The sequence below is a fragment of the Stutzerimonas sp. VN223-3 genome, from assembly GCF_045999685.1.
Lineage (GTDB): Bacteria > Pseudomonadota > Gammaproteobacteria > Pseudomonadales > Pseudomonadaceae > Stutzerimonas > Stutzerimonas stutzeri_AR.
Map to the genome: position 1 here is coordinate 1273431 of NZ_RBEC01000001.1, position 24178 is coordinate 1297608.

General features: G+C 60.2%; 16 protein-coding genes. 6 read left to right on the forward strand and 10 right to left on the reverse strand.

Going from position 1 to position 24178, the window contains the following annotated elements:
* The first annotated feature begins 220 nt into the window (after positions 1–220).
* Genes D7241_RS05835 through D7241_RS05845 form a run of 3 tightly spaced genes read left to right on the forward strand, consistent with a single transcriptional unit; the run spans position 221 to position 3333 of the window.
* On the forward strand, positions 221–988 hold the full coding sequence (locus D7241_RS05835; RefSeq protein WP_408100695.1) for an SDR family NAD(P)-dependent oxidoreductase: 768 nt from the start codon (positions 221–223) through the stop codon (positions 986–988).
* A 14-nt stretch (positions 989–1002) separates the two neighbouring features.
* Positions 1003–2190, forward strand: coding sequence for an acetyl-CoA C-acyltransferase (locus D7241_RS05840; protein WP_408100696.1), 1188 nt, complete (start codon positions 1003–1005; stop codon positions 2188–2190).
* Between the two features lie 9 nt (positions 2191–2199).
* Entirely contained in the window at positions 2200–3333 is a 1134-nt protein-coding gene (locus tag D7241_RS05845; protein ID WP_408100697.1) for an acyl-CoA dehydrogenase, read from the forward strand.
* A 355-nt stretch (positions 3334–3688) separates the two neighbouring features.
* Here the strand turns inward: D7241_RS05845 and D7241_RS05850 are convergent, their stop codons facing one another.
* From D7241_RS05850 to D7241_RS05875, 6 genes are all read right to left on the reverse strand, one after another.
* Positions 3689–4768, reverse strand: a complete 1080-nt coding sequence (locus D7241_RS05850) for a CaiB/BaiF CoA transferase family protein (RefSeq protein WP_408100698.1) — start codon at positions 4766–4768, stop codon at positions 3689–3691.
* A 255-nt stretch (positions 4769–5023) separates the two neighbouring features.
* On the reverse strand, positions 5024–6667 hold the full coding sequence (locus D7241_RS05855) for a long-chain fatty acid--CoA ligase (RefSeq protein ID WP_408100699.1): 1644 nt from the start codon (positions 6665–6667) through the stop codon (positions 5024–5026).
* A 232-nt stretch (positions 6668–6899) separates the two neighbouring features.
* Positions 6900–8051, reverse strand: a complete 1152-nt coding sequence (locus D7241_RS05860; protein WP_408100700.1) for an acyl-CoA dehydrogenase family protein — start codon at positions 8049–8051, stop codon at positions 6900–6902.
* Positions 8052–8060: 9 nt separating this feature from the next.
* Positions 8061–9116, reverse strand: coding sequence for an enoyl-CoA hydratase/isomerase family protein (locus D7241_RS05865; RefSeq protein WP_408100701.1), 1056 nt, complete (start codon positions 9114–9116; stop codon positions 8061–8063).
* Positions 9113–10009, reverse strand: a complete 897-nt coding sequence (gene mmsB / locus D7241_RS05870; RefSeq protein WP_408100702.1) for a 3-hydroxyisobutyrate dehydrogenase — start codon at positions 10007–10009, stop codon at positions 9113–9115. Before mmsB ends, D7241_RS05865 begins: the two co-directional genes overlap by 4 nt.
* Positions 10010–10090: 81 nt before the next feature.
* Positions 10091–11602, reverse strand: a complete 1512-nt coding sequence (locus D7241_RS05875; RefSeq protein WP_408100703.1) for a CoA-acylating methylmalonate-semialdehyde dehydrogenase — start codon at positions 11600–11602, stop codon at positions 10091–10093.
* Between the two features lie 316 nt (positions 11603–11918).
* On the opposite strand from D7241_RS05875, the gene D7241_RS05880 reads away from it, so the two are divergent.
* Positions 11919–12683: an SDR family NAD(P)-dependent oxidoreductase gene (locus D7241_RS05880; protein WP_408100704.1), complete on the forward strand. Its 765-nt coding sequence runs from the start codon at positions 11919–11921 to the stop codon at positions 12681–12683.
* A 402-nt stretch (positions 12684–13085) separates the two neighbouring features.
* On the opposite strand, the gene D7241_RS05885 is transcribed toward D7241_RS05880, so the two are convergent.
* The gene (locus D7241_RS05885) at positions 13086–13358 is read right to left on the reverse strand and encodes an HU family DNA-binding protein (RefSeq protein ID WP_255975756.1); all 273 of its coding nucleotides are present in this window, start codon (positions 13356–13358) and stop codon (positions 13086–13088) included.
* A 308-nt stretch (positions 13359–13666) separates the two neighbouring features.
* Between D7241_RS05885 and D7241_RS05890 the strand changes: the two genes are divergently transcribed.
* Together D7241_RS05890 and D7241_RS05895 are read left to right on the forward strand one after the other, a co-directional pair.
* Positions 13667–14143: a GreA/GreB family elongation factor gene (locus D7241_RS05890; protein WP_408100705.1), complete on the forward strand. Its 477-nt coding sequence runs from the start codon at positions 13667–13669 to the stop codon at positions 14141–14143.
* A gap of 194 nt (positions 14144–14337) precedes the next feature.
* The gene (locus D7241_RS05895) at positions 14338–14868 is read left to right on the forward strand and encodes a chemotaxis protein CheW (protein WP_408100706.1); all 531 of its coding nucleotides are present in this window, start codon (positions 14338–14340) and stop codon (positions 14866–14868) included.
* Positions 14869–15094: 226 nt separating this feature from the next.
* On the opposite strand, the gene D7241_RS05900 is transcribed toward D7241_RS05895, so the two are convergent.
* From D7241_RS05900 to D7241_RS05910, 3 genes are read right to left on the reverse strand one after another with little or no spacing between them, the layout of a single operon-like run.
* Positions 15095–18313 (reverse strand): EAL domain-containing protein, encoded by a 3219-nt coding sequence (locus D7241_RS05900; RefSeq protein ID WP_408100707.1) that lies wholly within the window; start codon positions 18311–18313, stop codon positions 15095–15097.
* Positions 18310–18768: a response regulator gene (locus tag D7241_RS05905; protein ID WP_408100708.1), complete on the reverse strand. Its 459-nt coding sequence runs from the start codon at positions 18766–18768 to the stop codon at positions 18310–18312. The genes D7241_RS05900 and D7241_RS05905 overlap by 4 nt, the downstream gene beginning before the upstream one ends.
* Positions 18765–24176 (reverse strand): PAS domain S-box protein, encoded by a 5412-nt coding sequence (locus D7241_RS05910; RefSeq protein WP_408100709.1) that lies wholly within the window; start codon positions 24174–24176, stop codon positions 18765–18767. The genes D7241_RS05905 and D7241_RS05910 overlap by 4 nt, the downstream gene beginning before the upstream one ends.
* Between the last annotated feature and the right edge of the window lie 2 nt (positions 24177–24178).

Below are 24178 nucleotides of genomic sequence, written 5' to 3' on the forward strand. Positions count from 1 at the left end.
CCACCCTACAGCTCGCTCCTACATGCTCAGCCAATCTGCTGGCGACGCTTTTTGAGAACGGTTCGCGAGCAAGCTCCTACGATCCACAGATTGGCCAAAACAGTCAGCCCGATTGCGTGCAACGACCATTGTTCAGTCTGATCGGTCTGATGAAGATGAGCCCAGCGGGAACCGCCGGCGCGTGCCTGCTGTGTCCTTAAAATCTTCGCGAGGTCATGCTGTGGATATTCAAGACAAGGTTTTCCTGATCACTGGAGGCGCTTCCGGCCTGGGTGCGGCGGCTGCCGAAACGCTGGTCGCAGCCGGCGCCAAAGTGGTATTGGCAGACATCAATGCCGAGCTGCTGAACGAGCGCAGCGACACGCTGGGCGCGAGCGCCCACGGTGTGGTCACCAACGTGTGTGACGAGGCCGCAGCACAGGCGGCGGTGAGTGCGGCGCTGGAGCACTTCGGCGGCCTGCATGGGCTGGTGAACTGCGCCGGCGTTGCAAGCGGCGAAAAGGTTCTGGGCCGTCAGGGGCCGCATGGGCTGGACAGTTTCAGCCGGGTCATCGGCCTCAACTTGATCGGTAGCTTCAACATGCTGCGCCTGGCTGCCGAGGCGATGTCGCGCGGGGAGCCGGATGTGCATGGCAATCGTGGCGTGATCATCAACACGGCCTCCATCGCTGCCTACGATGGGCAAATAGGTCAGGCCGCCTACGCGGCGTCCAAGGGTGGCGTGGTCGCCATGACATTGCCGGTTGCGCGCGAACTGGCGCGTCACGGTATCCGCGTGATGACTATCGCACCGGGTGTGTTCGAGACGCCGATGATGGCCGGTATGCCGCAAGAAGTGCGCGACTCGCTGGCCGCCGGCGTGCCATTCCCGCCGCGTCTGGGGCGAGCGAATGAGTACGCGGCGTTGGTGCGCCACATTATCGAAAACGACATGCTCAACGGCGAAGTGATCCGCCTCGACGGCGCGCTGCGCATGGCCGCGAAATAATCAGGAGACACATGATGAACAACGATCCAATCGTGATTCTGGGCAGCGCCCGTACACCCATGGGCGGCTTTCAGGGCGATCTTAAAAACGTCAGCGCGTCGGAGCTTGGCGCGGCTGCGATTCGCGCGGCAGTCGAACGCAGCGGCGTTGCCGCCGAACAAGTGCAGGAAGTGCTGATGGGCTGCGTGCTCCCGGCCGGTCTTGGGCAGGCCCCGGCACGTCAGGCGGCGCTAGGCGCCGGGTTGGGCAAGGCGACCGCGTCCACCACACTGAACAAGATGTGCGGCTCGGGCATGCAGGCCGCCATCCTCGCGCACGATGCATTGCGCGCGGGCAGTGTCGATCTGGTCGTTGCGGGCGGCATGGAGAGCATGTCCAACGCGCCTTATCTGCTGGAAAAAGCGCGCGGTGGCTATCGCATGGGTCACGGCAAGGTGCTCGACCACATGTTCCTCGATGGTCTCGAGGACGCCTACGACAAGGGCCGGCTGATGGGCACCTTCGCCGAAGACTGCGCACAGAACCACCGCTTCAGCCGCGAAGAACAGGACGCCTATGCGCTGACCTCGCTACAGCGCGCCCGAGATGCGATCTCCAGCGGTCGCTTCGCCAGTGAGATCGTCCCGCTCGACGTCACCCAGGGACGCGAGCAACGCACCATCCGCGACGATGAGCAGCCACCCAAGGCGATGCCGGAGAAGATTCCATCGCTCAAACCGGCGTTCCGCGAAGGCGGCACCGTGACGGCCGCCAATTCCAGCTCCATCTCCGACGGTGCTGCCGCACTGGTGCTTACTCGTCGCTCCGAAGCCGAGCGCCGTGGGCTGAAACCTCAAGCGGTAATCCACGGCCACGCGGTGTTCGCCGATGCGCCTAACCTGTTCCCGACGGCGCCCATCGGCGCCATTCACAAGCTGCTAGAGCGCACTGGCTGGCGCCTCGACGAGGTGGATCTGTTCGAGATCAACGAGGCGTTCGCCGTGGTCAGCATGGTCACCATGCGCGAGCTTGGGCTCGATCACGCCAAGGTCAACGTCAACGGCGGCGCCTGCGCATTGGGCCATCCAATCGGTGCTTCTGGTGCACGCATTCTGGTCACCCTGATCGCCGCACTGCGCGACCGCGGCTTGCGCAAAGGCATCGCGGCGATCTGCATCGGCGGTGGCGAAGCGACAGCCATGGCCGTCGAACTGCTCGACTGAGGATCTGCCATGCTGCTCAACGACGAACAAACCAGCATTCGCGACATGGCCCAGCAGTTCGCCCAGGAGCGGCTGAAACCCTTCGCTGCCGACTGGGACCGTGAACATCGTTACCCGGCCGAGGCGATTGGCGAAATGGCCGAGCTCGGCTTCTTCGGCATGCTCTGCCCAGAACAGTGGGGCGGCAGTGACACCGGCTATATCGCCTATGCGCTGGCGCTGGAAGAGATCGCGGCCGGTGACGGTGCCTGCTCGACCATCATGAGCGTGCACAACTCGGTGGGTTGCGTGCCGATCCTGCGTTTCGGCAATGAGGAGCAAAAGCAGCGCTACCTGACGCCATTGGCCAGCGGCGCGCAGATCGCCGCCTTCGCCCTGACCGAACCGCACGCGGGCTCCGATGCCAGTAGCTTGCGCACCCGCGCCCGGCGTGACGGCGATGGGTACGTGATCAATGGCGCCAAGCAATTCATCACCTCGGGCCAGCACGCCGGCACGGTGATCGTCTTCGCCGTGACCGATCCGGACGCCGGCAAGCGTGGCATCAGCGCCTTTATCGTGCCCACCGACACGCCCGGCTATCAGGTGGTGCGCGTCGAGGACAAGCTCGGCCAGCACGCCTCGGATACCTGCCAACTGGCGTTCGAGGACATGCGAGTGCACGAGTCCCAACGCCTGGGTGAGGAGGGCGAGGGCTACCGCATCGCTTTGGCGAATCTGGAAGGCGGGCGCATCGGCATCGCCGCGCAATCTGTAGGCATGGCACGCGCGGCGTTCGAAGCGGCCCGCGATTACGCACGTGAGCGTGAGGCGTTCGGCAAAGCGCTCACCGAACACCAGGCCGTTGCCTTCCGCCTGGCCGACATGGCGACCCAAATCGCCGTCGCCCGGCAGATGGTGCTGCACGCCGCCGCACTGCGCGAGGCCGGCCAGCCCGCACTCGTCGAAGCATCCATGGCCAAGCTGTTCGCCTCGGAAATGGCGGAGAAGGTCTGCTCGGCGGCGATCCAGACGCTGGGTGGATATGGCTACTTGCAGGATTTCCCGGTGGAACGCATCTACCGCGACGTGCGGGTCTGCCAGATTTATGAAGGCACGAGCGACATTCAGCGGTTGGTGATTGCGCGTAACTTGGGGGAGTGAGCGCGAGAAACGGTTCTGGCGTCGTTAGGGCCATCGGGCCGTTCCGTGTTTCTTCGGGTGAGCCGGATGGCGTTCCGCTTTAACTCACTACTATGCGCGTAATGAAATCCTGGTGGGCTGAAGCCCACCCTACGGGGTTGTGTCGGTATACCGGCGTCCGGGCTGCTCCGGGTCTCGCGTAGGGTGGGCTTTAGCCCACCGCAACGGAGTGATACTGCCGTCTTTGGTGGGCTGAAGCAGAGCGCCGCCCGGCCCACCCTACAGTTTCTGCGTGGGTGCGGGGCGCCATGGATGATCCGCGTCGCTTAGGTAGGGTGGGCTTTAGCCCACCGCAATCGAGTGATTCTGGTGCCCATCAATCCCAGCCTGTCGCATCCTCTTCCGAATCCCTAATTGCGCCCGGCGTTCGCGAAAAACGCGGAGCTGGTGCGGCGTGCAGAGCGCCGTCGATGTCGCGATAGACGCCGCGCTGTTGCATGTGCGGGTGCTGCGCGGCTTCTTCCAGCGTGAGCACCGGCGCGAAGCAGGCGTCGCTGCCTTCGAGCAGGGCGCACCAGTCGGCCTGGGTTTTGCTGGCAAACAGCGTGGCGAGCTGTTCGCTTTGTTCCTGCCAGTCGGCGCGATCGGCGCAACCTTGGCGCAGGCTTGCCGGAGCATCGATTCGTTGCATCAATTCCTGAAGAAACTGCGGTTCCAGTGGCCCGATGGAGATGTCGCGGCCATCGGCACAGGTGTAGCAGCGGTAATGCGGAGCGGCACCGGACAGCAAATTACGGTCGCGCTCAAGGGAAATTGCGCCGCTGGGCAAGAGTCCTGCAAAGAAACTCATCATCGAGGACACGCCGTCGACAATGGCCGCGTCGACTACCTGGCCTTCGCCTGAACGTTCTCTTTCCCACAGCGCGGCCATGATGCCGAACGCGAGGTACAGCGAGCCGCCGCCGAAATCGCCGACCAGATTGAGCGGAGGAATGGCCGGGCCTTCGCGGCCGCCAATAGCGGCTAGTGCACCGGTGATCGCCAGATAGTTGATGTCGTGCCCGGCGCTTTTCGCCAACGGCCCGGTCTGGCCCCAGCCAGTCATGCGGCCGTAGACCAGACGCGGATTGCGGGCGTGAACCTGTTCCGGGCCGAGACCCAGACGCTCCATCACGCCGGGGCGAAAGCCCTCGATCAGTACGTCGGTGCTTTCCGCCAACGCCAGACAACGCTCGCGCCCGGCATCGCTGCGGATATCCAGTGTCAACCGATTGCGACCGCGATCCGCTACAGGATTGGGCCAGCCGTTGCCGCCTTCACGCTCGATACGCAGCACCTCGGCGCCAAGATCGGCCAGCAGCATCGCGCAATGCGGACCGGGGCCGATGCTGGCGAATTCCAGCACGCGCAGGCCAACCAGCGGGCCTCGGCGGGGTTGGGCTTCTTCTATCGACATTGTTAGCTCCCGAGGCGTAGCGGACGAGGCGCGTTGGTAATAGGCATGGTTCGTAGGTTGGGCACCCGTTTGGGTCTTGGATTCATCAGTCCGGACGCCAGCCCGTCGTTGCAGCCATCAGAGAGTGGCGTCAAGTCCGCTAATCGCCACGATAGAGGTCGCTTCCCGCATCCACCGACGATGTCAGCCGGTGGATCGGTAAAGCGCGATCCACCCTACGTCCTTTGCTGGAGGTCGTTGGGCGGATGGCATGGCCTAGATGCTTACCGCGCTCGTGCTCATCTCCAGCAAATGGTTACGGTAGCGGTCGCGCAGAGTTTTCTTGTCGATCTTGCCGGTGGCGGTGAGCGGCACGGCGGCGATGATTACCGCGTCGGGCATCCACCATTTGACGATCTGTGGTTCGAGGTAGGCGAGCACCGCCTCGGCGCAGATATCGGCGTCATCGTGCGGTTCGATGATGAGGACTGGGCGTTCTTCCCATTTCTCATGCGTCACGCCGACGACCGCAGCGATGCGTACGCCGGGGCAACCCACGGCGATGTTTTCGATATCGATGGAGCTGATCCATTCGCCGCCGGACTTGATCACGTCCTTGCTGCGGTCGGTGATGCGCATGTAGCCGTTGGGGTCGAGGGTGGCGATGTCGCCGGTGTCGAACCAGCCGTTCTCGTCCAGCGCAGTGGTTTCGCTGCGGAAGTAACGCTCGACCGTCCAGGGGCCGCGCACCAGCAGTGCGCCGGAGCTGATTCCGTCGTGTGGCAACTCGTTGCCTGCTTCGTCGACGATCTTCAACTCGATGCCAAACTGCAGGCGGCCCTGGCGGGTCCAGATGGCCTCGTTGGTGGCGGCTTCGCCCAGGGCTGCGAGCTTGGGCGTCGGGGTGGCGACCACACCAAGCGGGCTGGTTTCGGTCATGCCCCAAAGCTGGCGGACACTGACGCCATATTTCGTTTCGAATTTCTCGGCCAGCGCCCTGGGCACGGCCGAGCCGGCGATTACCAGGCACTTGAGATTGCCGGTGCTTTCCCCGGTGCGTTCCAGATAGTTGAGGTACATGGTCCAGATGGTCGGTACGCCACCGGAGAAGGTGACGCCTTCGGTCTGGATCAGCTCCTGCAAACTGGCGCCGTCCATCTTGTCGCAGGGCAGGACGAACTTGCAGCCGTTGATGGCGGCGGTGAAGGGCACGCCCCAGGCAGTGGCGTGGTAGAGCGAGGAGCAGGGCATGATGCAGTCGAACGCGGAGAAGCCGAAGGCGCCAGTGAGGCCAGCGGCCATGGCATGCAGCACGACGGAGCGGTGGCTATACACCACGCCCTTCGGGTTGCCGGTGGTGCCGGAGGTGTAGCAGAGCATGGCGCCCGCATTTTCGTCGAATTGCGGCCAGTCGGTGATCGGTTGCTCCTTGGCGAGCAGCGTTTCGTAGCTGAGCGCACCCACTTCTCCCGGCTCGGTGCGTTGCGCATCGGAGAGCATTACGAAGGTGTGGATGTGCTCCAGCCGCGGTCGTACGCGTTCGACCACGGTGAGAAAGCTCCGGTCGAACAGCAACACCCCGCTACCGGCGTGGTTCAGCGTGTAAATAATTTGCTCGTCCGATAGGCGCGGATTGGCAGTGTGCAAGACGGCGCCGATGCCTGGCACCGCAAAGAACAACTCGAAATGACGATGGGTGTTCCAGGCCATTGATGACACCAGGTCGCCAGATTTGACGCCAAGGCTTTGCAGCATCGCGGCGGCCTGGCCGGCACGCCTCGCCAGACCTGTGTAGTCGTAGCGCCATTGAGGCTCGTCGACCAGTCGCGAAACGATTTCCCGGTCACCATGGGCCGCGGCCGCGTGGGTCAGGATGCCGCTGATCATCAGCGGGGTCTGCTGCATCGTACCTTTGAGCATGTTCGTATCCTTTTTATTGTTGTCTTGATGTCGGTCCGCGGTGGCCGGCATCTGCCGCTCGGAATACTGTTTGTTGTGGCCGTCTGCGTGCCGGCCTTTGATCGCCAGCAAGCTGGCTCCTACAGGTCTCGTTGACTCGCCACGCGTTTGTAGGAGCCAGCTTGCTGGCGATCCTCTACCGCACTGACTTTATGTTTAGTCCTGGGAATCCGACTCGCTTCACGGGATTCAATTACAACCCATAGCTATTCAACTCCCGCGCAATCAACAGCCGCTGGATCTCACTGGAGCCTTCGTAAATCTGGGTGATGCGCGCGTCGCGGTAGTAGCGCTCGACCGGATAGTCCTCAAGGTAGCCGTAGCCACCATGGATTTGCATGGCCTTGGAACAGACGTACTCGGCCACTTCCGAGGCAAACAGCTTGGCCTGGGACGCCTCCGAGAGGCACGGCAAATTGGCGCTGCGCAGGCGCGCCGCATGCAGAATCAGCAGGCGCGCCGCGTTGAGCCGGGTATGCATGTCGGCGAGCATATTCGCCACGCTCTGGTGCTCGATGATCGGCTTGTCGAACTGGATGCGTTCACGGGCATAACCCAACGCCGCTTCGAACGCCGCGCGAGCGATTCCGAGCGCCTGTGCGCCGATGCCGATACGGCCGCCTTCGAGATTCGACAGGGCAATTGCCAGGCCTTTGCCGCGCGGGCCGAGCAGATTGGCTTCGGGAATGCGGCAGTCACGTAGGATCACGCCGCAGGTATCCGAAGCGCGAATACCCATCTTGCTTTCCAGGCGGTCGACGACGAAGCCCGAATTGTCGGTAGGCACCAGAAACGCCGACAAACCTTTCTTGCCCAGCTCCGGATCGGTGACCGCGAAAACGATGGCGATCTTGGCGCGCTTGCCGTTGCTGACGAACTGCTTGGCGCCGTTGATCACCCATTCGCCGTTTTCCAGCACGGCGCGGGTGCGCAGGTTGTGTGCTTCGGAGCCGGCCTGGGGTTCGGTGAGAGCGAAGCAGCCGATGGCACGGCCAGCGGCCAGATCCGGCAGCCATTCGTCCTGTTGTTCCGGTGTGCCGTATTTCAGGATGGGGCCGCAGCCGACCGAGCTGTGAATGCTCATCAGCGCGCCGATAGCGCCGTCACCCGCCGATATTTCCTCGACGGCCAGCGCGTAGGCGACGTAATCGATATAGGTGCCGCCCCATTGCTCGGGGACGATCATGCCGAGAAGGCCGAGGTCGCCCAGCTGGGTTACCGTCTCGTCGCCGATCCAGCCGGCCTGTTCCCAGGCCTGAGCTTTGGGGGCAATCTCGGCGCGGGCGAAGTCGCGCGCCATGTCACGGATCATCCTCTGTTCTTCGCTCAGTTCGATGTCTTGCATTGATCCTCCTCAGGCACCCGCGAAGAAATCAGCAACACGTTGCGGTGTCACTTCATTGAGCGTAGGCGGGCTCCAGCGCGGACTCTTGTCCTTGTCGACGATCAGTGCGCGCACGCCTTCGATGATGTCCCCTTTGTCGAACCACTGCCGGTCCAGATGCAGCTCCATGCGAAAGCACTCGGCCAGGGAAAGCTTCCGGCCGCGACGCAGCATTTCCAGGGTGACGCTGACGGACAGCGGCGAGCGGCTTTCGATCAGCTTCAGCGTTTCGGCGGCCCAGTCGCGGTACTCGGCGCGGGTTTCGCCAGCCAGCGATTCGCGGATGGCAGCGATGCTGTCGTGGCTGAAATGCTTTTCGATGGCTGGGAAAAGCATCTTGAACGGCGCATCAGGCAGCTCGGTACTTCCCATGGAAGCGAGCAGGGCGGTCAGTTCTGCACGAGGTGCCGTGCTCCAGTCCCGCTCATCGAGGCGCTGCTCCAGTTCTGCAAAGCGCTCATGCGGCACGCAATAATCGGCAAGCCCCGCGTAGAGCGCATCGGCCGATCCAATGTGATTGCCGGTCACGCCCATATAAATGCCGAGATTGCCGGGCAGACGCGGCAAGAAGTAACTGCCACCGACATCAGGGAAATAGCCGATGCCCACTTCCGGCATGCCCATGCGTGTACGTTCGGAAATCACTCGCAGCGAGGCGCCCTGGACCAGGCCCATGCCGCCGCCGAGGACGAAGCCGTTCATCAGCGCCAGCAGTGGCTTGCTGTAGGCGTGGATGTATTGGTCGAGGGCGTACTCTTCCTCGAAAAACTCACGGTGCAGATTTTCGCCGTTCTGGTAACTGTCATACAGCGAGCGGATATCGCCACCGGCACAGAACGCTTTTTCCCCAGCACCGCGCAATACGACGGCGACCACATTTTGATCGTCGGCCCAATCCTGCAGCTGACGATGAAGGCTGCGCACCATGGGTAGCGTCAGGGCATTCAGGCCGGCTGGACGATTGAGCGTGAGATAGCCGACGCGGTTGCGAACCTCGATCAGTACCGGCGCTTCTGCCTGGGTCATGTTCGATCCTCTTGACGGTAGAGTTTGATGATCGCGGAGAAGTCCAGCGCACCGTTGCCCTGCATGCTGAAAGCTTGGTACAGCTGCTGCGCGAGACCACCGAGGATAACCGGCTGGCGCACCTGCTTGGCCGCTTCACTGGCAAGACCGAGATCCTTGAGCATCAAATCGGTGCCGAAGCCGCCGCTGTAGTCGCGCGAGGCCGGGCTGTTTTCCACCACACCGGGGAACGGGTTGTAGATTTCGGAACTCCAGCAGCGTCCGCTGGAGGAATTGATCACGCCAGCCAGCACCTTGGCATCCATTCCCAGCGCGACGCCCAGAGACATGGCTTCCGCGGCGCCGATCATGGAGATGCCGAGCAACAGGTTATTGGCAACCTTGGCCACCTGGCCGTTGCCGCTGCCGCCGCAGTGGACGATGTTCTTGCCCATTACCGCGAGGATCGGCTGAGCCTTTTGAAAGTCCGTTTCGCTACCTCCGACCATGAAGGTCAGGGTGCCGGCTGCCGCGCCGACAGTGCCGCCGGAAACCGGCGCGTCGAGCATGGGATTGCCATTATTGGCTGCCGCTGCGGCAACTTCACGCGCACTCATCGGGTCGATAGTGGAGGAGTCGATCAGCAATACGCCGGCCGGTACGTGGGCCAATAGCCCATCGTCGCCAAGATAGACCTGACGCACATGCGCGGCCGCGGGCAACATGGTGATGATGATCTCGACACCCGACTTTGCTATCGCAGCGGGCGAGGTCGCTTCCTTCCCGCCGGCTTCCACCAGCCCGGAAACCGCCGCGGCGGATAGATCGAAAACGCTGACCTGATGGCCGGCCTTGAGCAGGTTGTGGGCCATGGGCCCGCCCATGTTGCCAAGTCCGAGAAAACCGATATGCATGGCCGTTTCCTTCTTCTTGTTAGTGGCGACTGGTTGTGGGTGGCGAAAAGGCGGCGCCGCTGATGCGCGGCGCCGATTGCGTTACTTGAGGTTGATGGTGGTGTTCACCGGCCCGCCAACTTCGTTCTCGTCGAACCAGCGTTGAATGACGGTTTTGGTCTGAGTGTAGAACTGCACCACCTGCTTGCCATACGGGCCGAGGTCGCCAAGCTTCGAGGCACGCGAGCCGGTAAAGGAGAACATTGGCACCGGCACCGGAATCGGTACGTTGATGCCGACCTGACCAACGTCGATCTCTTCCTGGAAATGCCGGGCTGCGGCGCCGGAACGGGTGAAGAGGGCGGTGCCGTTGCCGTTGGGGTTGGCATTGATCAGTTCAATGGCCTCGTCGAGGGTGTCGACCTGCATCACGCAGAGCACCGGGCCGAAGATTTCCTCGCGGTAGATGCTCATATCAGGCTTCACTGCAGAGAAGATGGTCGGCGCAACGAAGTTGCCTTTGTCGTAACCGGCGATCTGTGGATTGCGCCCATCGAGTACCAACTCGGCACCTTCCGAAACGCCGCGCTCGATCAACGAGCTGATGCGATCCAGCGCTGCGCAAGAGACAACCGGACCGAGATCGGTGTCGTTTTCGGCACCCGCGTTGACTTTCAGCGTCTTGGCCTTGGCCACCAGATCCGGCAACCAGTTCTGCGCCTCGCCGACCAGAATCAGCACCGACAATGCCATGCAACGTTGACCCGCCGCGCCGAACGCTGCGCCAAGCAGGTTGTTGAGCGTCTGCTCCTTGTGCGCGTCGGGCATGATGATGCCGTGGTTCTTGGCGCCCATCATGCATTGCACACGCTTGCCGGCCTGGCTGGCGCGGTTGTAGACGTGGGTGCCGACCTTGGTCGAACCAACGAAGGAAACGGCTTTGATGTCTGGGTGATCGCAGATCATGTTCACCGCATCGGCGCCACCGTGAATGACGTTCAATACTCCCGGCGGCACGCCCGCTTCCATCGCCAACTCGGCCAGACGCATGGTCACCATCGGGTCTTGCTCGGATGGCTTGAGCACGAAGGTGTTCCCGGTAGCGATGGCCATCGGGAACATCCACAGCGGAATCATCGCCGGGAAGTTGAACGGGGTGATGCCGGCACAAACGCCTAGCGGTTGCAGCAGCGTATAGGTGTCGACGCCAGTGGCGACGTTGTTGGCCAACTCGCCCAGCTGCAGGTTGCCGATGCCGGCGGCATGTTCGACCACTTCCAGGCCGCGGAACACATCGCCCTCGGCGTCGGGCAGGGTCTTACCCTGTTCGGCGGTGAGGATTGCGGCGAGCTCCTTCATGTTTTCCCGGATCAGCTGCTGATACTTGAGAAAGATCCGCGAGCGCGCGCCGATCGGCGTCTTGCGCCAGGTCTTGAAAGCTTCCTTGGCGCTGGCAACGGCGGCGTTCATCTCCGCTTCGGTGGCGAAGGGCACCCGCGCCAGGACTTCCTGGGTAGCCGGATTGACGATGTCACGCCATTCGGTGGTAGAGGACTCGACCAGCTCACCGCCGATCAGGAGTTTGACTGTTGGGATGGCAATTGGCTGGGTCATGACGGGTCCTGTTAGTTGTTCTTATCGAGTAAATAATTGATCAAGCTGCCCTGATCCTAGAATGCAAATTTGTCTATATCAATGCGGGTTGCCGCATAGCAACTCTGCAGAAATACACTGATGGCCTGCGGTTTAAAGTGTTGCCGAAACGAAAACCCCAATGGTTCAAAGGGTTGCCTATCCACGACGTTTGCCACCGCCTCGGTTACCGCACAGGTCGGAAAACTGCTCGAAATTTTCAGGCTGCCGAAGGACTATAGACAGCCGATACCCATCGCGGTGCTTCTACGAGCATCGCCAATCGAAGAGGAAAAGCATGAACAGCAAGGTCGTTTTCATCACCGGTGCAACTTCTGGGTTCGGGCGCGCAACTGCTCGTCGTTTTGCCGAGGCGGGCTGGTCTCTGGTACTCACCGGGCGTCGTTCCGAGCGCTTGGATGCGTTGAAAGAGGAGCTTGGCGTCAGGGTGCCGGTGCATGTCGCCACGCTCGACGTGCGCAAGGCCGAAGCGGTGAGTGAGGTGGTCGCGAAGCTGCCCGAGGGCTTCCGAGCCGTGACCTGTCTGGTCAACAACGCCGGCCTGGCACTGGCCCCGGAGCCGGCGCAGAAGACCGATCTGAACGATTGGCATACCATGATCGACACCAATATCACCGGCCTGGTCAATGTCACCCACGCACTGCTGCCCACGCTGATCGAGACCGGCAAAGGCGCCAGCATCGTCAACATCGGCTCGGTCGCCGGTCAGTGGCCATACCCAGGCAGCCACGTCTATGGCGCCAGCAAGGCCTTCGTGCAGCAGTTCAGCTACAACTTGCGTTGCGATCTGATTGCTACGGGCGTGCGGGTCACCGATATCGCTCCGGGCATGGCCGAGACCGAGTTCACCCTGGTTCGTACCAAGGGCAATCAGGCCGCGTCTGACGCGCTTTACAGCACCACCACACCGTTGAGCGCCGAAGATATCGCCGAGCAAATTTTCTATGTCGCTACGCTGCCGGCGCATATCAACATCAACCGGCTGGAAATCATGCCGTCGCGTCAGGCGTGGTCGGGTTTTGCCATCGATCGGGATAAGTGATCCAGCTGCCTGGGCAGAGTCGGCGGTGGGCTGAAGCCCACCCTACTTGTCTGGGGGCACAGCGCAAGCCTCCCGCAACGGCAGGCAATGAGATTCAGTTTTGTAGGGTGGGCTTCAGCCCACCAAGGCATAGGCGCCAGTGGCACAGGCCAGACGAGGCGTGTATGAGGGCGGTGCCAGAGCAAGCGGTGGGCTGAAGCCCACCCTACTGTCTGGGGCACCGCGCAAGCCTCCTATAATGGCGCAGGCACGGAGATGCAGGGGCGGCGGTTGATCGGAATCAAAGGGCAACAGTGCTCAGGAGGAGCGAGCTTGCGAGGGGTAGACAAAGAAGGGAGGAGCGAGGCGTCTTGAACAGGCGCTGCGTCCAGCTGGACGTCAGCGGCCCGGTATACGAGGTGCTTAGTTCACTGCGTCTTTCAGTGACTTGCCTGGCTTGAAGCCTGGCAGCTTGGCCGCGGAAATTTTGATAGTCGCCCCCGTCTGCGGGTTGCGACCGTCGCGGGCGGCGCGCTCTTTGACGGCGAAAGTGCCGAAGCCGACTAGCGTCACGCTGTCACCGTTCTGCAGTGTGTTGGTAACGCTTTCGGTGAAAGCATCCAGTACGCGAATAGCGGTGCTCTTTGGGACGTCGGCGGAGGTGGCGATCGCTTCAATCAACTCGGCTTTATTCACGGGGGTGGCTCCAGGTTGGAATAGGGAGGTCAGTATAAGCAGCGTCTTGCTTCATCGCCTGCGGCAAATTTCCGGTTTCTTTAAAAAATATTGCCTCGAAGGTGCATATTGGCAGTTGATTCGACTGATCCGGACGCTTCAGCTCTGGACAGCCCGTTTCAGCCCTCAGTTCATTGATCAGCCGACCACTGGCCAGGATGTCGCCCACCGGCACGACAAAGATGTCGGGCGCAGCGCGGCGAAACGTCGTGGCTCTCGGTTCGCGCCGATGCGATGCTAGAGGTCATGACTGCTTTATTCGAGCCCGCATGAACAAGACCCGCATCCAAACGCTGATCATCGAAAAGCTACAAGCCGACCTCGTCATCGCCCAAAACGCCCTCAAGGCTTCTCACGAGGCAGCGACCCACGCCGAGAGCAAGGCGGAGAATAAATACGACACCCGCGGTCTGGAAGCTGCCTATCTGGCCGACGGTCAACGCCGCCGCGTGCATGAGATCGAGACTGCGCTGACCAGCTACCGCAATTTGCCAGTGCGCGCGCAGCTCGATGAGACGATCAAACTTGGTGCGCTGGTCTCGCTGGAGCAGGCAGGTGTATCCCTCTGGGTGTTCCTCGGCCCGGACGCCGCCGGGTTGCGGGTGATCGATGAAGACGTGAATGTGCTGGTCATATCGCCACGCTCACCGCTGGGCCAGGCGTTGCTAGGTCGTTGCGACGGGGATGAGGTTGAAGTGCTGGTGGACGGGCGCCGCCAGACATATGAAGTCATAGCAGTCTGTTAGGCCACGTCTTAGGGCAATGGACGTTACTGGTTTCCGCATGCGCTGCATCACTTCCAATCTAAATCCTTTACGCCGCGTAAATGCGGAACAGTCTTAGAAGCGGACCGAACTCTAGGTCGAAGCTCTTGTCATTGGTTTGACGTCAAAGAGTTATTATGGTCCTCAAAGGACTGGCGTAGACCGTTTCCATTGCTATGCTGCATCAAACTTTTAGTCCTATTCTGAATAAGAACCTTCGTGAGCAGCTATGGAGGGATTGTCGGTATTACCTTCCACGATTGGTAAGCTTCGGTGCGCGGTGCGTCTTGAGAACGTTGTCAAGGTTTCGCCAGCACTTGTCAGCACGCCACTTCCCGGCGCCCCTGAAGCCGTCTGGGCTGATCAACCTGCGGGGCCAGATTCTTCCGGTGGTTGATCTCGCGGGCCTTTTCAGTTGCGAGTCACCACAACGATCCCTATGGCGGCCAATGATTTGGCTACGTACTAGCCTGAGTGAACTAATCCTGACGGTCGAGTCGGTCGCAGTCGTCCTGGAATTGGAACCGAACGAATTTTTCTCGGCGCCGGACCCGAGCGTGCCTTCCGATCTGTTGCGCGGGGTGGCGCGTAGCGCCGAAGGCATGCTGCTGATTCAGGACGTCGAGCGACTACTTTCCTCGGCTGATGAGCAGCGTCTTGCCGAAGCTTTGGCGAAAAACATCGGGACCAGCGATGAGAGTGTCTGATGTCCTGACCAGAAAGTGCATCAGCATTTGGGCATGGATTTCTCTGGAGAGCGCCGAAGCGATCTTTTACGTCGCTTATTCAGACTGGCGCAGGAGCAGGGCTTGCGCATCCAACTGCGCTGGAAATTCTGGCCTGCCGCAAAGCCAATTGACCAATGGCAACGCGGAGTCGCTCAGCCGTACATCCAGCTAGGTCGGTTTCGCTGGGGTGGCGGCTTAATGGCTATTATTTGCTCACATACCCGCCCATCTCTCTGCTCTGTGCCAAAACGTACTCACGGAAAGCTTGGGCGACGTGCTGCTTGAGCTGTTCATCGTCCCACGGTTTGGTCAGGAACTTGTATATCGAGCCTTCATTAATCGCGTTGGTAACCGATTTCAAATCGGTGTAACCGGACAACACCATGCGGACGGTATCGGGATAGAGGTCCTTCACGCGGCTGAGGAACTCGGTGCCGTTCATCTCCGGCATTCGCTGGTCGGAGATAATGACCTGCACATCGTGCTTGGCGAGCAACTCGAAGGCGTCCTGGGCGCGAGTGGCGATCAGAATTCTGTAGCCATCGCGGCGCAGTAAGCGGGCAAGGGCGCGAAGAATATTCTCCTCGTCATCGAGCAGCAGGAGCGTCTGGACCTGCTCCTCTTCGCCGAGCTTCGCTACTGCCGGTTCGCAGACAAGCAAGCGCGCACGTAGAAACCTCTCCAGGTCGGCATAGGGCATCGGTTTGGCGAAGTAATACCCTTGAAATTCGTCGCAATGGCTTTTCTTCAGAAACGCAAACTGCGGTTCCGTCTCAACACCTTCGGCAATGACCTTGAGCTTTAGGTGATGCGCCATGGAGATGATTCCCTGGGTTATAGCAGCATCGTGCTGATCGCTGATGATCTCCTGAATAAAGGAGCGGTCGATCTTCACCTTGTCGATTGGCAGGCGCTTGAGGTAGTTGAGGCTGGAAAAGCCGGTCCCGAAATCATCGATTGCGATCCGAACGCCCAGCTGCTTGAGCTGTTGTATGGTTTCGATAGCTCGCTCAGGATTGTTCACCAGCACCGTTTCGGTAAGTTCGAGCTCGAGCGTCTGGGCGCTGATTTGGTGTTTGTGCAAGACCGCCTGGATGGTTTCGATGAAATTGCTGCGCTGAAAGTGCATTGGCGAAATGTTCACTGCCACAATCGGGCCGCTCATACCTTGCTCACCGAGCTGGCGGATGTCCCGGCAGGCGGTGTCGAGCACCCACAGACTGAGCGGAATGATTTGTCCTGTGTCCTCGGCCACCGGCACGAACTTGGCTGGCGGGATCATTCCATGTTCCGGATGGTCCCAGCGCAGCAGCGCTTCGAGCCCGACGATGCGTCCGCTGCGGCCGTCGATCTGCGGCTGGTAATGAAGATTAAAAGCTTGGTTCTCGATAGCTTTCTGAAGCTCGTTGCGCAGCGTGACGCTCTCGCTGACACGCCGATTAAGGTCCTTGGTGTACCACTGATAGTTATTGCGACCCTCCTGCTTGGCCTTGTACATAGCCAGATCCGCCTGCTGGATGAGTTGCATCGGTTGCTCGATATGACCGTCGCTGAGGGTGATGCCGATGCTCGCCGTGAGGTGAAGATCGACTCCCTGGACGCGGTAGGGCCGGGCGATGCTGATGATCAACCGCTCGGCCACCTGCAATACGTCCGCCTCGCGTGCCAAGTCAGGCAGTACCACGACGAATTCGTCGCCGCCCATGCGCGCGACGGTGTCACCAGGGCGCACCTGTTCGGTCATGCGGCGTGCCACCTCGATCAGTAATTGATCGCCGAAGTGGTGGTCAATCGAATCGTTGATCGGCTTGAACCCGTCGAGGTCGATATACATCACCGCCAGGCTGCGGTTGTAACGCTGGCTTATCTGACAACCCTGGACCAGGCGGTCCTTGAGTAGAGAGCGGTTGGGCAGGCCGGTCAGTGTGTCATGGCTCGCGTTGAAGCTGAGTTCGCTCTCGTAGCGTTTTTGTTCGCTGATGTCATTCAGAACGCCGACGAAATGGGTGACCTGGCCCTCTTCGCCGAAAACCGGTGAAATGTACAGGTCGTTCCAGAAGGGCGTGCCGTCTTTGCGGTAGTTAAGCAGCACCAGATGCACTTCCCGCGCCTGTGGCAGGCTCTGGCGTATCTCCTCGAGCCCCCTCTGCTCACGGTCCGTTCCCTGCAGGAAACGGCAGTTGCGGCCATGGGACTCCGCTTCGGAGTAACCGGTGATTCGCTCGAATGCCGGATTGGTATAGATGATCGGTTGATCGTCTGCCAGGGCGTCGGTGATCACTACGCCGTTGAAGCTCGATTCCAGGCTGCGCTGGAGCAGTCGCATCCGCTGCTCCGACTCCTTGCGCTCGGTGATGTCGCGCAACGACAGCAGGCTGACCGGGCTGCCTTCCCAGTCAGTCTCCGAACGATGGATCTCCACTTGTACCTTCCCGCCGCCGGGCGTCGGGATACTCCGCTCGTACAGGCGACCGCTCTCATGTGAAAGCTCGAAGCGCTGCTGTTGCAATTCCTGCAGGGAGGCGCCGAAGAGCCCTTCGGCGGCCGGGTTGGCATAGCGAACCGTGCCTGCCTCATCCACTACCAGCAAAGCGTCACGGGTGTCGTCAAGCAGCTTGCGAAAGCTTTGTTCGCGCTGCCTGGCCTCTGTTCGGGCCTTTTCTTTCTCCGTCGCATCGATGGCTAGTACGAGTCGGCTGGGCTGGTTATCAAATTCGAAATCATGACCTATGACCTCGGCGCAGACCTCATGGCCCTGTTTGTGAAGATAAGTCCATATACCCGCATTGGGTTCAGAACTCTTCTCCCGTTGAGCCAAGTAATCGAGAAAGCGTGCTTGTTCGTCTGGCCTGCGCATCTCGACAATTGTCTTGGCAAGAAGCTCGTCTCTTGGATACCCGAAAAAGCGAATGGCTGACTCATTTACTGCCAGGAACCGCATTGTCGCCTTGCTGAATACCCACATTGGTTCAGGATTTGTTTCGAACAACAGCCGGTAACGCATTTCGCTGTCGGCCAGCCGCAGGGTGGCCTGGCAACGGTCGATGGCGTATCGAATGCTGCGCGCAAGCTGTTGGCCGTCGAATTGTCCTTTGGCGAGATAATCGGCTGCGCCCAACTCTATCGCGCTGGCATCCAGCCGGGCGTCGCCCTGACCGGTAAGCAGAATGAAGGGCTTATTTATGCCTTTTCTAAGCGCCTCGCTGATCAGCTCAAGCCCCGACTCGACCCCCAGCCGGTAATCGACCAGATACAGATCGTGGCGTTGGTCAATGATCGAGTCCAGTGCCTGCGTATAGTCGCTCTGCCACTCTAGCTCGAAAGCCTGATCACTGGCTTGGCGCAGCAGGTCGCGGGTGATGAGGAAATCGTCCTCGTCATCGTCGATCAGCAGGAGCCGCAAAGGGCGCGTCGGTTGGCTCATGATTGGCTCCTGTTCTGCGGCAATTCGACGGTTTGCAGCCAGTACCGGTTGAGCACCTTCACCACGTCTATCAGTCCCTTGAAGCTGGGCGGCTTGGTCACGAAAGAGTTGCCGCCGATTCGATAGCTATCGACGATGTCATCGCTGGCCGACGACGTGGTGAGAACTACCACTGGTATGGTTCGTAGCCGCTCGTCAGATTTGATTTCCATCAAGGCCTCGCGTCCGTCTTTGAGCGGCATGTTGAGGTCCAGCAGAATCAGGCCGGGCAGCGGGTACTGCTTGCTGTCCGTATAGGGCGGACATTGCCGGAGGTAATCCATCAGCTCTTGACCGTTGTGCACGAAATGCACGGGGTTGGTAATCCCGCATTCGTTGAATGCTTCGCGGGCCAATAAGCAATCATCCGGATCGTCGTCTGCAACCAGAATGTGCATGAGCTGTCGTTCGGTCATGCAGAAGCCTCGTCAATGTGCGGGAAGGTGATGCGAAAAGTGCTGCCTTTCCCAGGAGAACTGGTTGCGGTAATACGGGCGCCATGCCGCTCGGCAATCTTCTTCACGATCGCCAGGCCGATTCCCGTGCCGGCATAGACGCCACGTCCATGCAGCCGCTGGAAGGGATTGAAGATACGGTCGAGGTATTTCTCGTCGAAACCGATGCCGTTGTCGGTGAAGCAAAGCGTATAAGCATCGTTACTCGCAGGCTCGACATAGATATGGATCAGTGGGTGGCTGTCGGGGCTCTGGAACTTCACGGCGTTGCTCAGCAGATTCTGGATCACCCTTCGCAACTGCGAGGCGTCGCCCATAACGCTGGGTAGCTCGCCGTATTCGACCTGGGCTTGAGTCTGTTCCAGTGTGGTTTCCATGTCCTGCAACACCTCGCTCACGATTTCACCGAGATGCAACCGCTGGAACGGCTGGCCGCGTGTGTTGACGCGCGAATAGTCGAGCAGATCGATGATCAGCGCCTGCATGCGTGCGGCTGCGGATGTCATGCGTTTGAGGTAGTCGCGGCCATCGTCGTCGAGCCCAGTCGCGCGGGTTTCGAGGCGCTCCGAGAATGCCTGAATCTTGCGCAACGGCTCCTGCAGATCATGGGACGCGGCGAAGGCGAACTCTTCAAGCTCGCGGTTGCTGCGCTCGAGCTCTTGGAGTGTGGACTGCAGTTCCTGCTCGGTGTGCTTGCGTTCGGAAATATCCTGGAAGTACACGGCCAGCCCTTCCTCAGATGGGTAGGCATGCACTTCTAGCCAAAGTCCTAGCGGCTCGTAGAAGGTATCGAAGTGCTCGGCCTCCAGGCTTTCGACCGCCCGCAGAAAGCGCGTGCCGACCTCACTATCCCGTAAGCCAGGGAAGGCCGACCAGACCACTGCACCAAGCATGTCTTCTACGCGCATACCGAGTAGGCGCGCGGACTCGCTGTTGATGTAAGTAAAACGCCAGTCATTGTCGAAGGTATGGAAGGCGTCGCTGATACTCTCCAGCGTGTTGGTCAGGCTCTCGGCCAGGCGATGAGTTTCGCGCTGGGCCTGCTTGCGCTCGGAGATGTTCTGGAAAGCCCCGACGAGGCGCACGATACGACCATGATCGTCCCTGATCGGCTGGCCGGTGACGCGGGCGTCAATTAACAGGCCGTTAGCGAGGTGGAATCCGAGGTCCAGATCGAAGCCTTGGCCGTGCTCGATGCAGTCGCGTATCGCTGCTTTCAACTCGGCACGGTCCTGCTCGGCACAAAGCGCCAAGCCATGTTCTAGAGAAGGTAGCGCGTGGGGTGGATAACCGAGGAGTTCACGCATCTCGTCGGACCACACCAGCGTCATGCTCGGCAGTTCGAGATCCCAACCTCCAAGCTTCGCAGTACGGCCAGCCATGCCAAGCAGTAAGTTGTTCTGACGTATCTGCTGTTCGATGGCCCGTCGCTCGGTGATGTCGCGGGCCACACAGTAGATCAAGCGGTCGTCGCCCATGGCTGCGCTCAACTGCAGCCAATGTTCGCGATTTAAAGCGTCGAATGCACGTATTTCCAAGTCCTGAATGAGCTCGCCGCGAGACAGTTGTTGCACGGCCATTTCGACTTCGAGGTGATCATCCGGATGGACTATTTCCAGGTAGGGGCGCTCGACCAATTCTGCGATGGAGTAATTCAACACCGTGGCGAAGGCCGGATTGACCTGGACGAAGCAGCCCCGCATATCGACCATGCAGAACATTTCAAGGGAGAGAGTGAAGAACTGCTTGCGTTCGCGTAGCACCTGGCTGGCGCGGCGCTCGGCGCTGACATCGCGCAGCGCGATCACCCAGCCGCGATGGCCGTTCGCGGCAAACATCGGGCGCGCATCATATTCGAATGTCGATTCGTCTCCATCCAGTAGACAGAATTCACCTCGCTCACTGCAGGCGGCATCCGAGGTGACCTGCCAGTCCCCAGCGTCCAATGGCAGAAAATTACTCAGCGGCGCTCCCACCAGCTGTTTGGCAGGTAAGCGAATCAGCGCCTGGGCTGCAGGGTTGACGAAGGAAAGGCGCCCGTTCGTATCGGTCGCCAGCAGTCCTTCGACCATGCTGTTGGTAATGGTCGAGGTCAGATCCAGCTGCGCCTGCAAGCGTTCCTCGCCAGCCCGCACTTCCTTGAGCAGACGATTGTTGTCCAGCACGGCCACGGCCATCTGCACGAATTGCCGGGCAATCGCCTGATCGTCCTCGTCAAATTCGCCCTGATACTTGTCCGAAAGCTGCAGCATGCCAAGGCCGCGTCCTTGCTTATCAAGCAGGGGTATCGCCAAACAGCCGTGGATTGGCGGATTATCGGCGAACTGGCTGCTGAAGCCAGCCCAGCGCGGATTGGCTTCCAGCTCCGCCTGGCTGAGCCTGAAAGGTTGACTCGTGTCGCCGGCCAGTGTGCGGATGAAAACCAGGCTCTTTGCAATGCAGTCTGGTTGCCAGGTCGCGTATTTTTCCGAGAGCGACAGGCCCTTAAGGCCTGGAGTGCCGTCACCCTGTTTGAGTACGATCATCGACTGATGCGCCCCAATTAACCCGCGCGCCTGTTCGACTAGGTAGTCGATCAGCTGTTGGTCATCGCGCAGGCTTGCAGTCACGATTGCTGCGGCACTGAGACCACGCAGCTGTTCGGCTTTGTCTTCGGTACGTTGCAAGGACTGCTGCAATGCGTCAGTCATCCGCTGGCGTTCGCTGATGTCTTTGGCGATCCCGAACACGCCGACGATTCGCCCATCCACAACCATCGGTAGGTTGGTCACATCCAGCATCAATGGATTGTCATGCCGGTCCTGCCCCTGCAGCTCATAGCGTTGCGGCTCTCCGGCGCAGGCGGCTGCGAAATGGCTCTGGACCCTATCTAGGTCGTCGGTACTGATGAAATTGGCAAAGTGCTGGCCGAGGAGTTCGTTCTGACTGTAGCCGGTAAGCGCCGATCCGGCGGCATTGATGCTCTGAAATTTGCCTTCCAGGTCAAAGGAAAATACCGGGTCGGGGTTGAACGTGAAGAGTGACCGGAAGCGTTGCTCGCTTTCCTGCAAGCGCTGCCGGTCCCGTGCTCGCACGATGACGACAGCCGCCAGCTGAGCGGCGGTGTCCATCAATTCGATCTGCTCTTCATTCGGCGTCTGAACCTCTCGACCGTAAAGCGCGAGCGTGCCCAGCACCGCGCCGCCATGTGAGATCGGCAAGGACCAACAGGCACGCAGGCCATGTTCCAGCGTCAGATCGCGGAAATCGTGCCAGAGCGGGTCCTGGGCGAGGTCCTCAGCCACCATCAGTTGGCGATGAAAAGTCGCAGCAGCGCAAGCGCGAGCATCCTCGCCGATCACCAGGCCATTGATGGCCTGGCTGTAGCCTTCGGGCAGGCTTGGCGCCGCACCGGTCACCAGACGCTGGCCCTTGGGATCGGTGAGAAGCACCGAAGCCAGAACGGTGGGCTCCTGCGCCTGAACCATCAGGCAGATGGCCTCAAGTGTTTCGGTCAATGGACGGTCGCTGGTCACCATCCCGAGAATGTCACGCTGGGCTTCGGCGAACATCTCGTACTGCATCAGATGTGTAATGTCGTGCGCGACCGCGAACATGACATCGTCTTCTTCCGACCAGTCGGACGACCAAAGGATATGGATAATTCTCCCGTCACGATGACGGTAGCGGTTATGAAAGCTGCGAGTCGCCCGACCACTCATGATCGCGGCTGCTTCCTCGTGGGTGCGGGAGCGATCATCGGGTAGCACGTAGTCCATGAACGGACGTCCGATCATTTCCTCGGGCTTGTAACCAAAGACAGTTTCGCAGGATGGACTGAGCTCGCGAAAGCACCCCTGTCGATCGACGGAGCACAGCACATCGAGAGAGAAATCCATGATCCGCTGGTTCAGCGCCTGCAGGCGCATCTGACGATCGAGGCTTCTTCCGAGCTCGCTATTGGCCGCCTCCAAATGCCCGGCTCGAACTCTGGCCAGCGAGGCCAGTCGTTGACTGAGCATCAGCAGGAAGCTGAGGCTCAGGCCGAACAGCATGACCAGTGTGGGGAAATGAGTAGAGGCGTAAAGCTCCCTGGGATTCGCTACGTAGGATTGCAGCTGGAGATGCAGATCATGATGAAAGGCGATCTCGCGTGAACCTATGGATACACCTGCGTGTCCCTGACCCTCGGAGTCGAAAATCAGGGTGCCGCTCTCATAAGCGCGAATGCCAAAGCCGCTGAGATCCGATCCGAGCGCTTCGGATAAGGATTTCTGGATATCGAGGCTGGCAACCACAAACCCGTTTTGCAGCGTCGGTAGTCGAATAGGGACAACAATCAGCGTGTGGTTATATTTTTCGGCATAGCGAGGCGCATCGCTTATATGCGCGCGCCGATCTTCTTGCACATGTCTGAACCAGTCCCTGCGCTCCGCTCCGCTGAGCGACTGTTCGAGCCATTCACCATGCTCATCGTCACGTGCCTCCAGCCAGAGCGGCCGCAGACTCTCGTCGAGCACGGCCAGCGCATCCAGGGGCGGGTAGTCGCGTAGATAACTTCTGGCTTCTTGCTGCCAGAAATCAGGGCTGGGCAGCTGGCCAAGGACCTGCCAGCGCTCGGCCATACGTTGCATGAGTGCGAGATGATCATGCAGGTTGCGCTCGACAGTGCTCTGCATCCTGGCCAGCAGCAGATCGCTCTCGCGGTTGATCGATTCGATCACCTTCAGGCTAAGCACATCCCAACTCAGGCAAGTGAGCAGAACGCCGATGCCCCCCGCCAGAACGGCCAGCCGGTCCAGCTTGCGCTCGCGCCTATGCGGCAGCCACCCGAGTAGAACTACCGCAATGCCGAGCAGTACTGTGAACAAGCTCGTCAGGCTGGACGGCCAGTAGTTGGCGCCGAGGTCGGAGGTCTCGAATGTAGTCGTCCAATCAATCGTTTGGAAAATGATGTGGAGCAACACTGCAATAACGCCGGTTGCCTGCCCAAATCGCCTGATGCGGGGCGGGCTGATCGCCAGAAGAATCCCGAGCATCAACAACAGGGCAGTGAGCGCCAGCGTGCTGGGCATATTCAGGAAGCTGCTGAATCGGGAGGCGTCTATCTCCGTATTGCCAGTCAGAAAGTTGCGTAAAAGGCCATACAGCGTTATCGCCAGAAGTATGGCAGCGACGATACGCAGCGCCACGATGTAGCGCCGCACTGCGGCAAGCAGCGCGACCCCGAGAAAGAGACAGAGCAGCATGCTGTTTGTATTCAGCGCCACTGCATGCGGAACTGGGTGCTGAATACGCAACGAACAGACAAGGCTGATCACGCCTATGCTCACCAACGCGAAAGCCAGTACGTAAAGGTACGACCGATAAACTACATAACGTGTCTTCATGG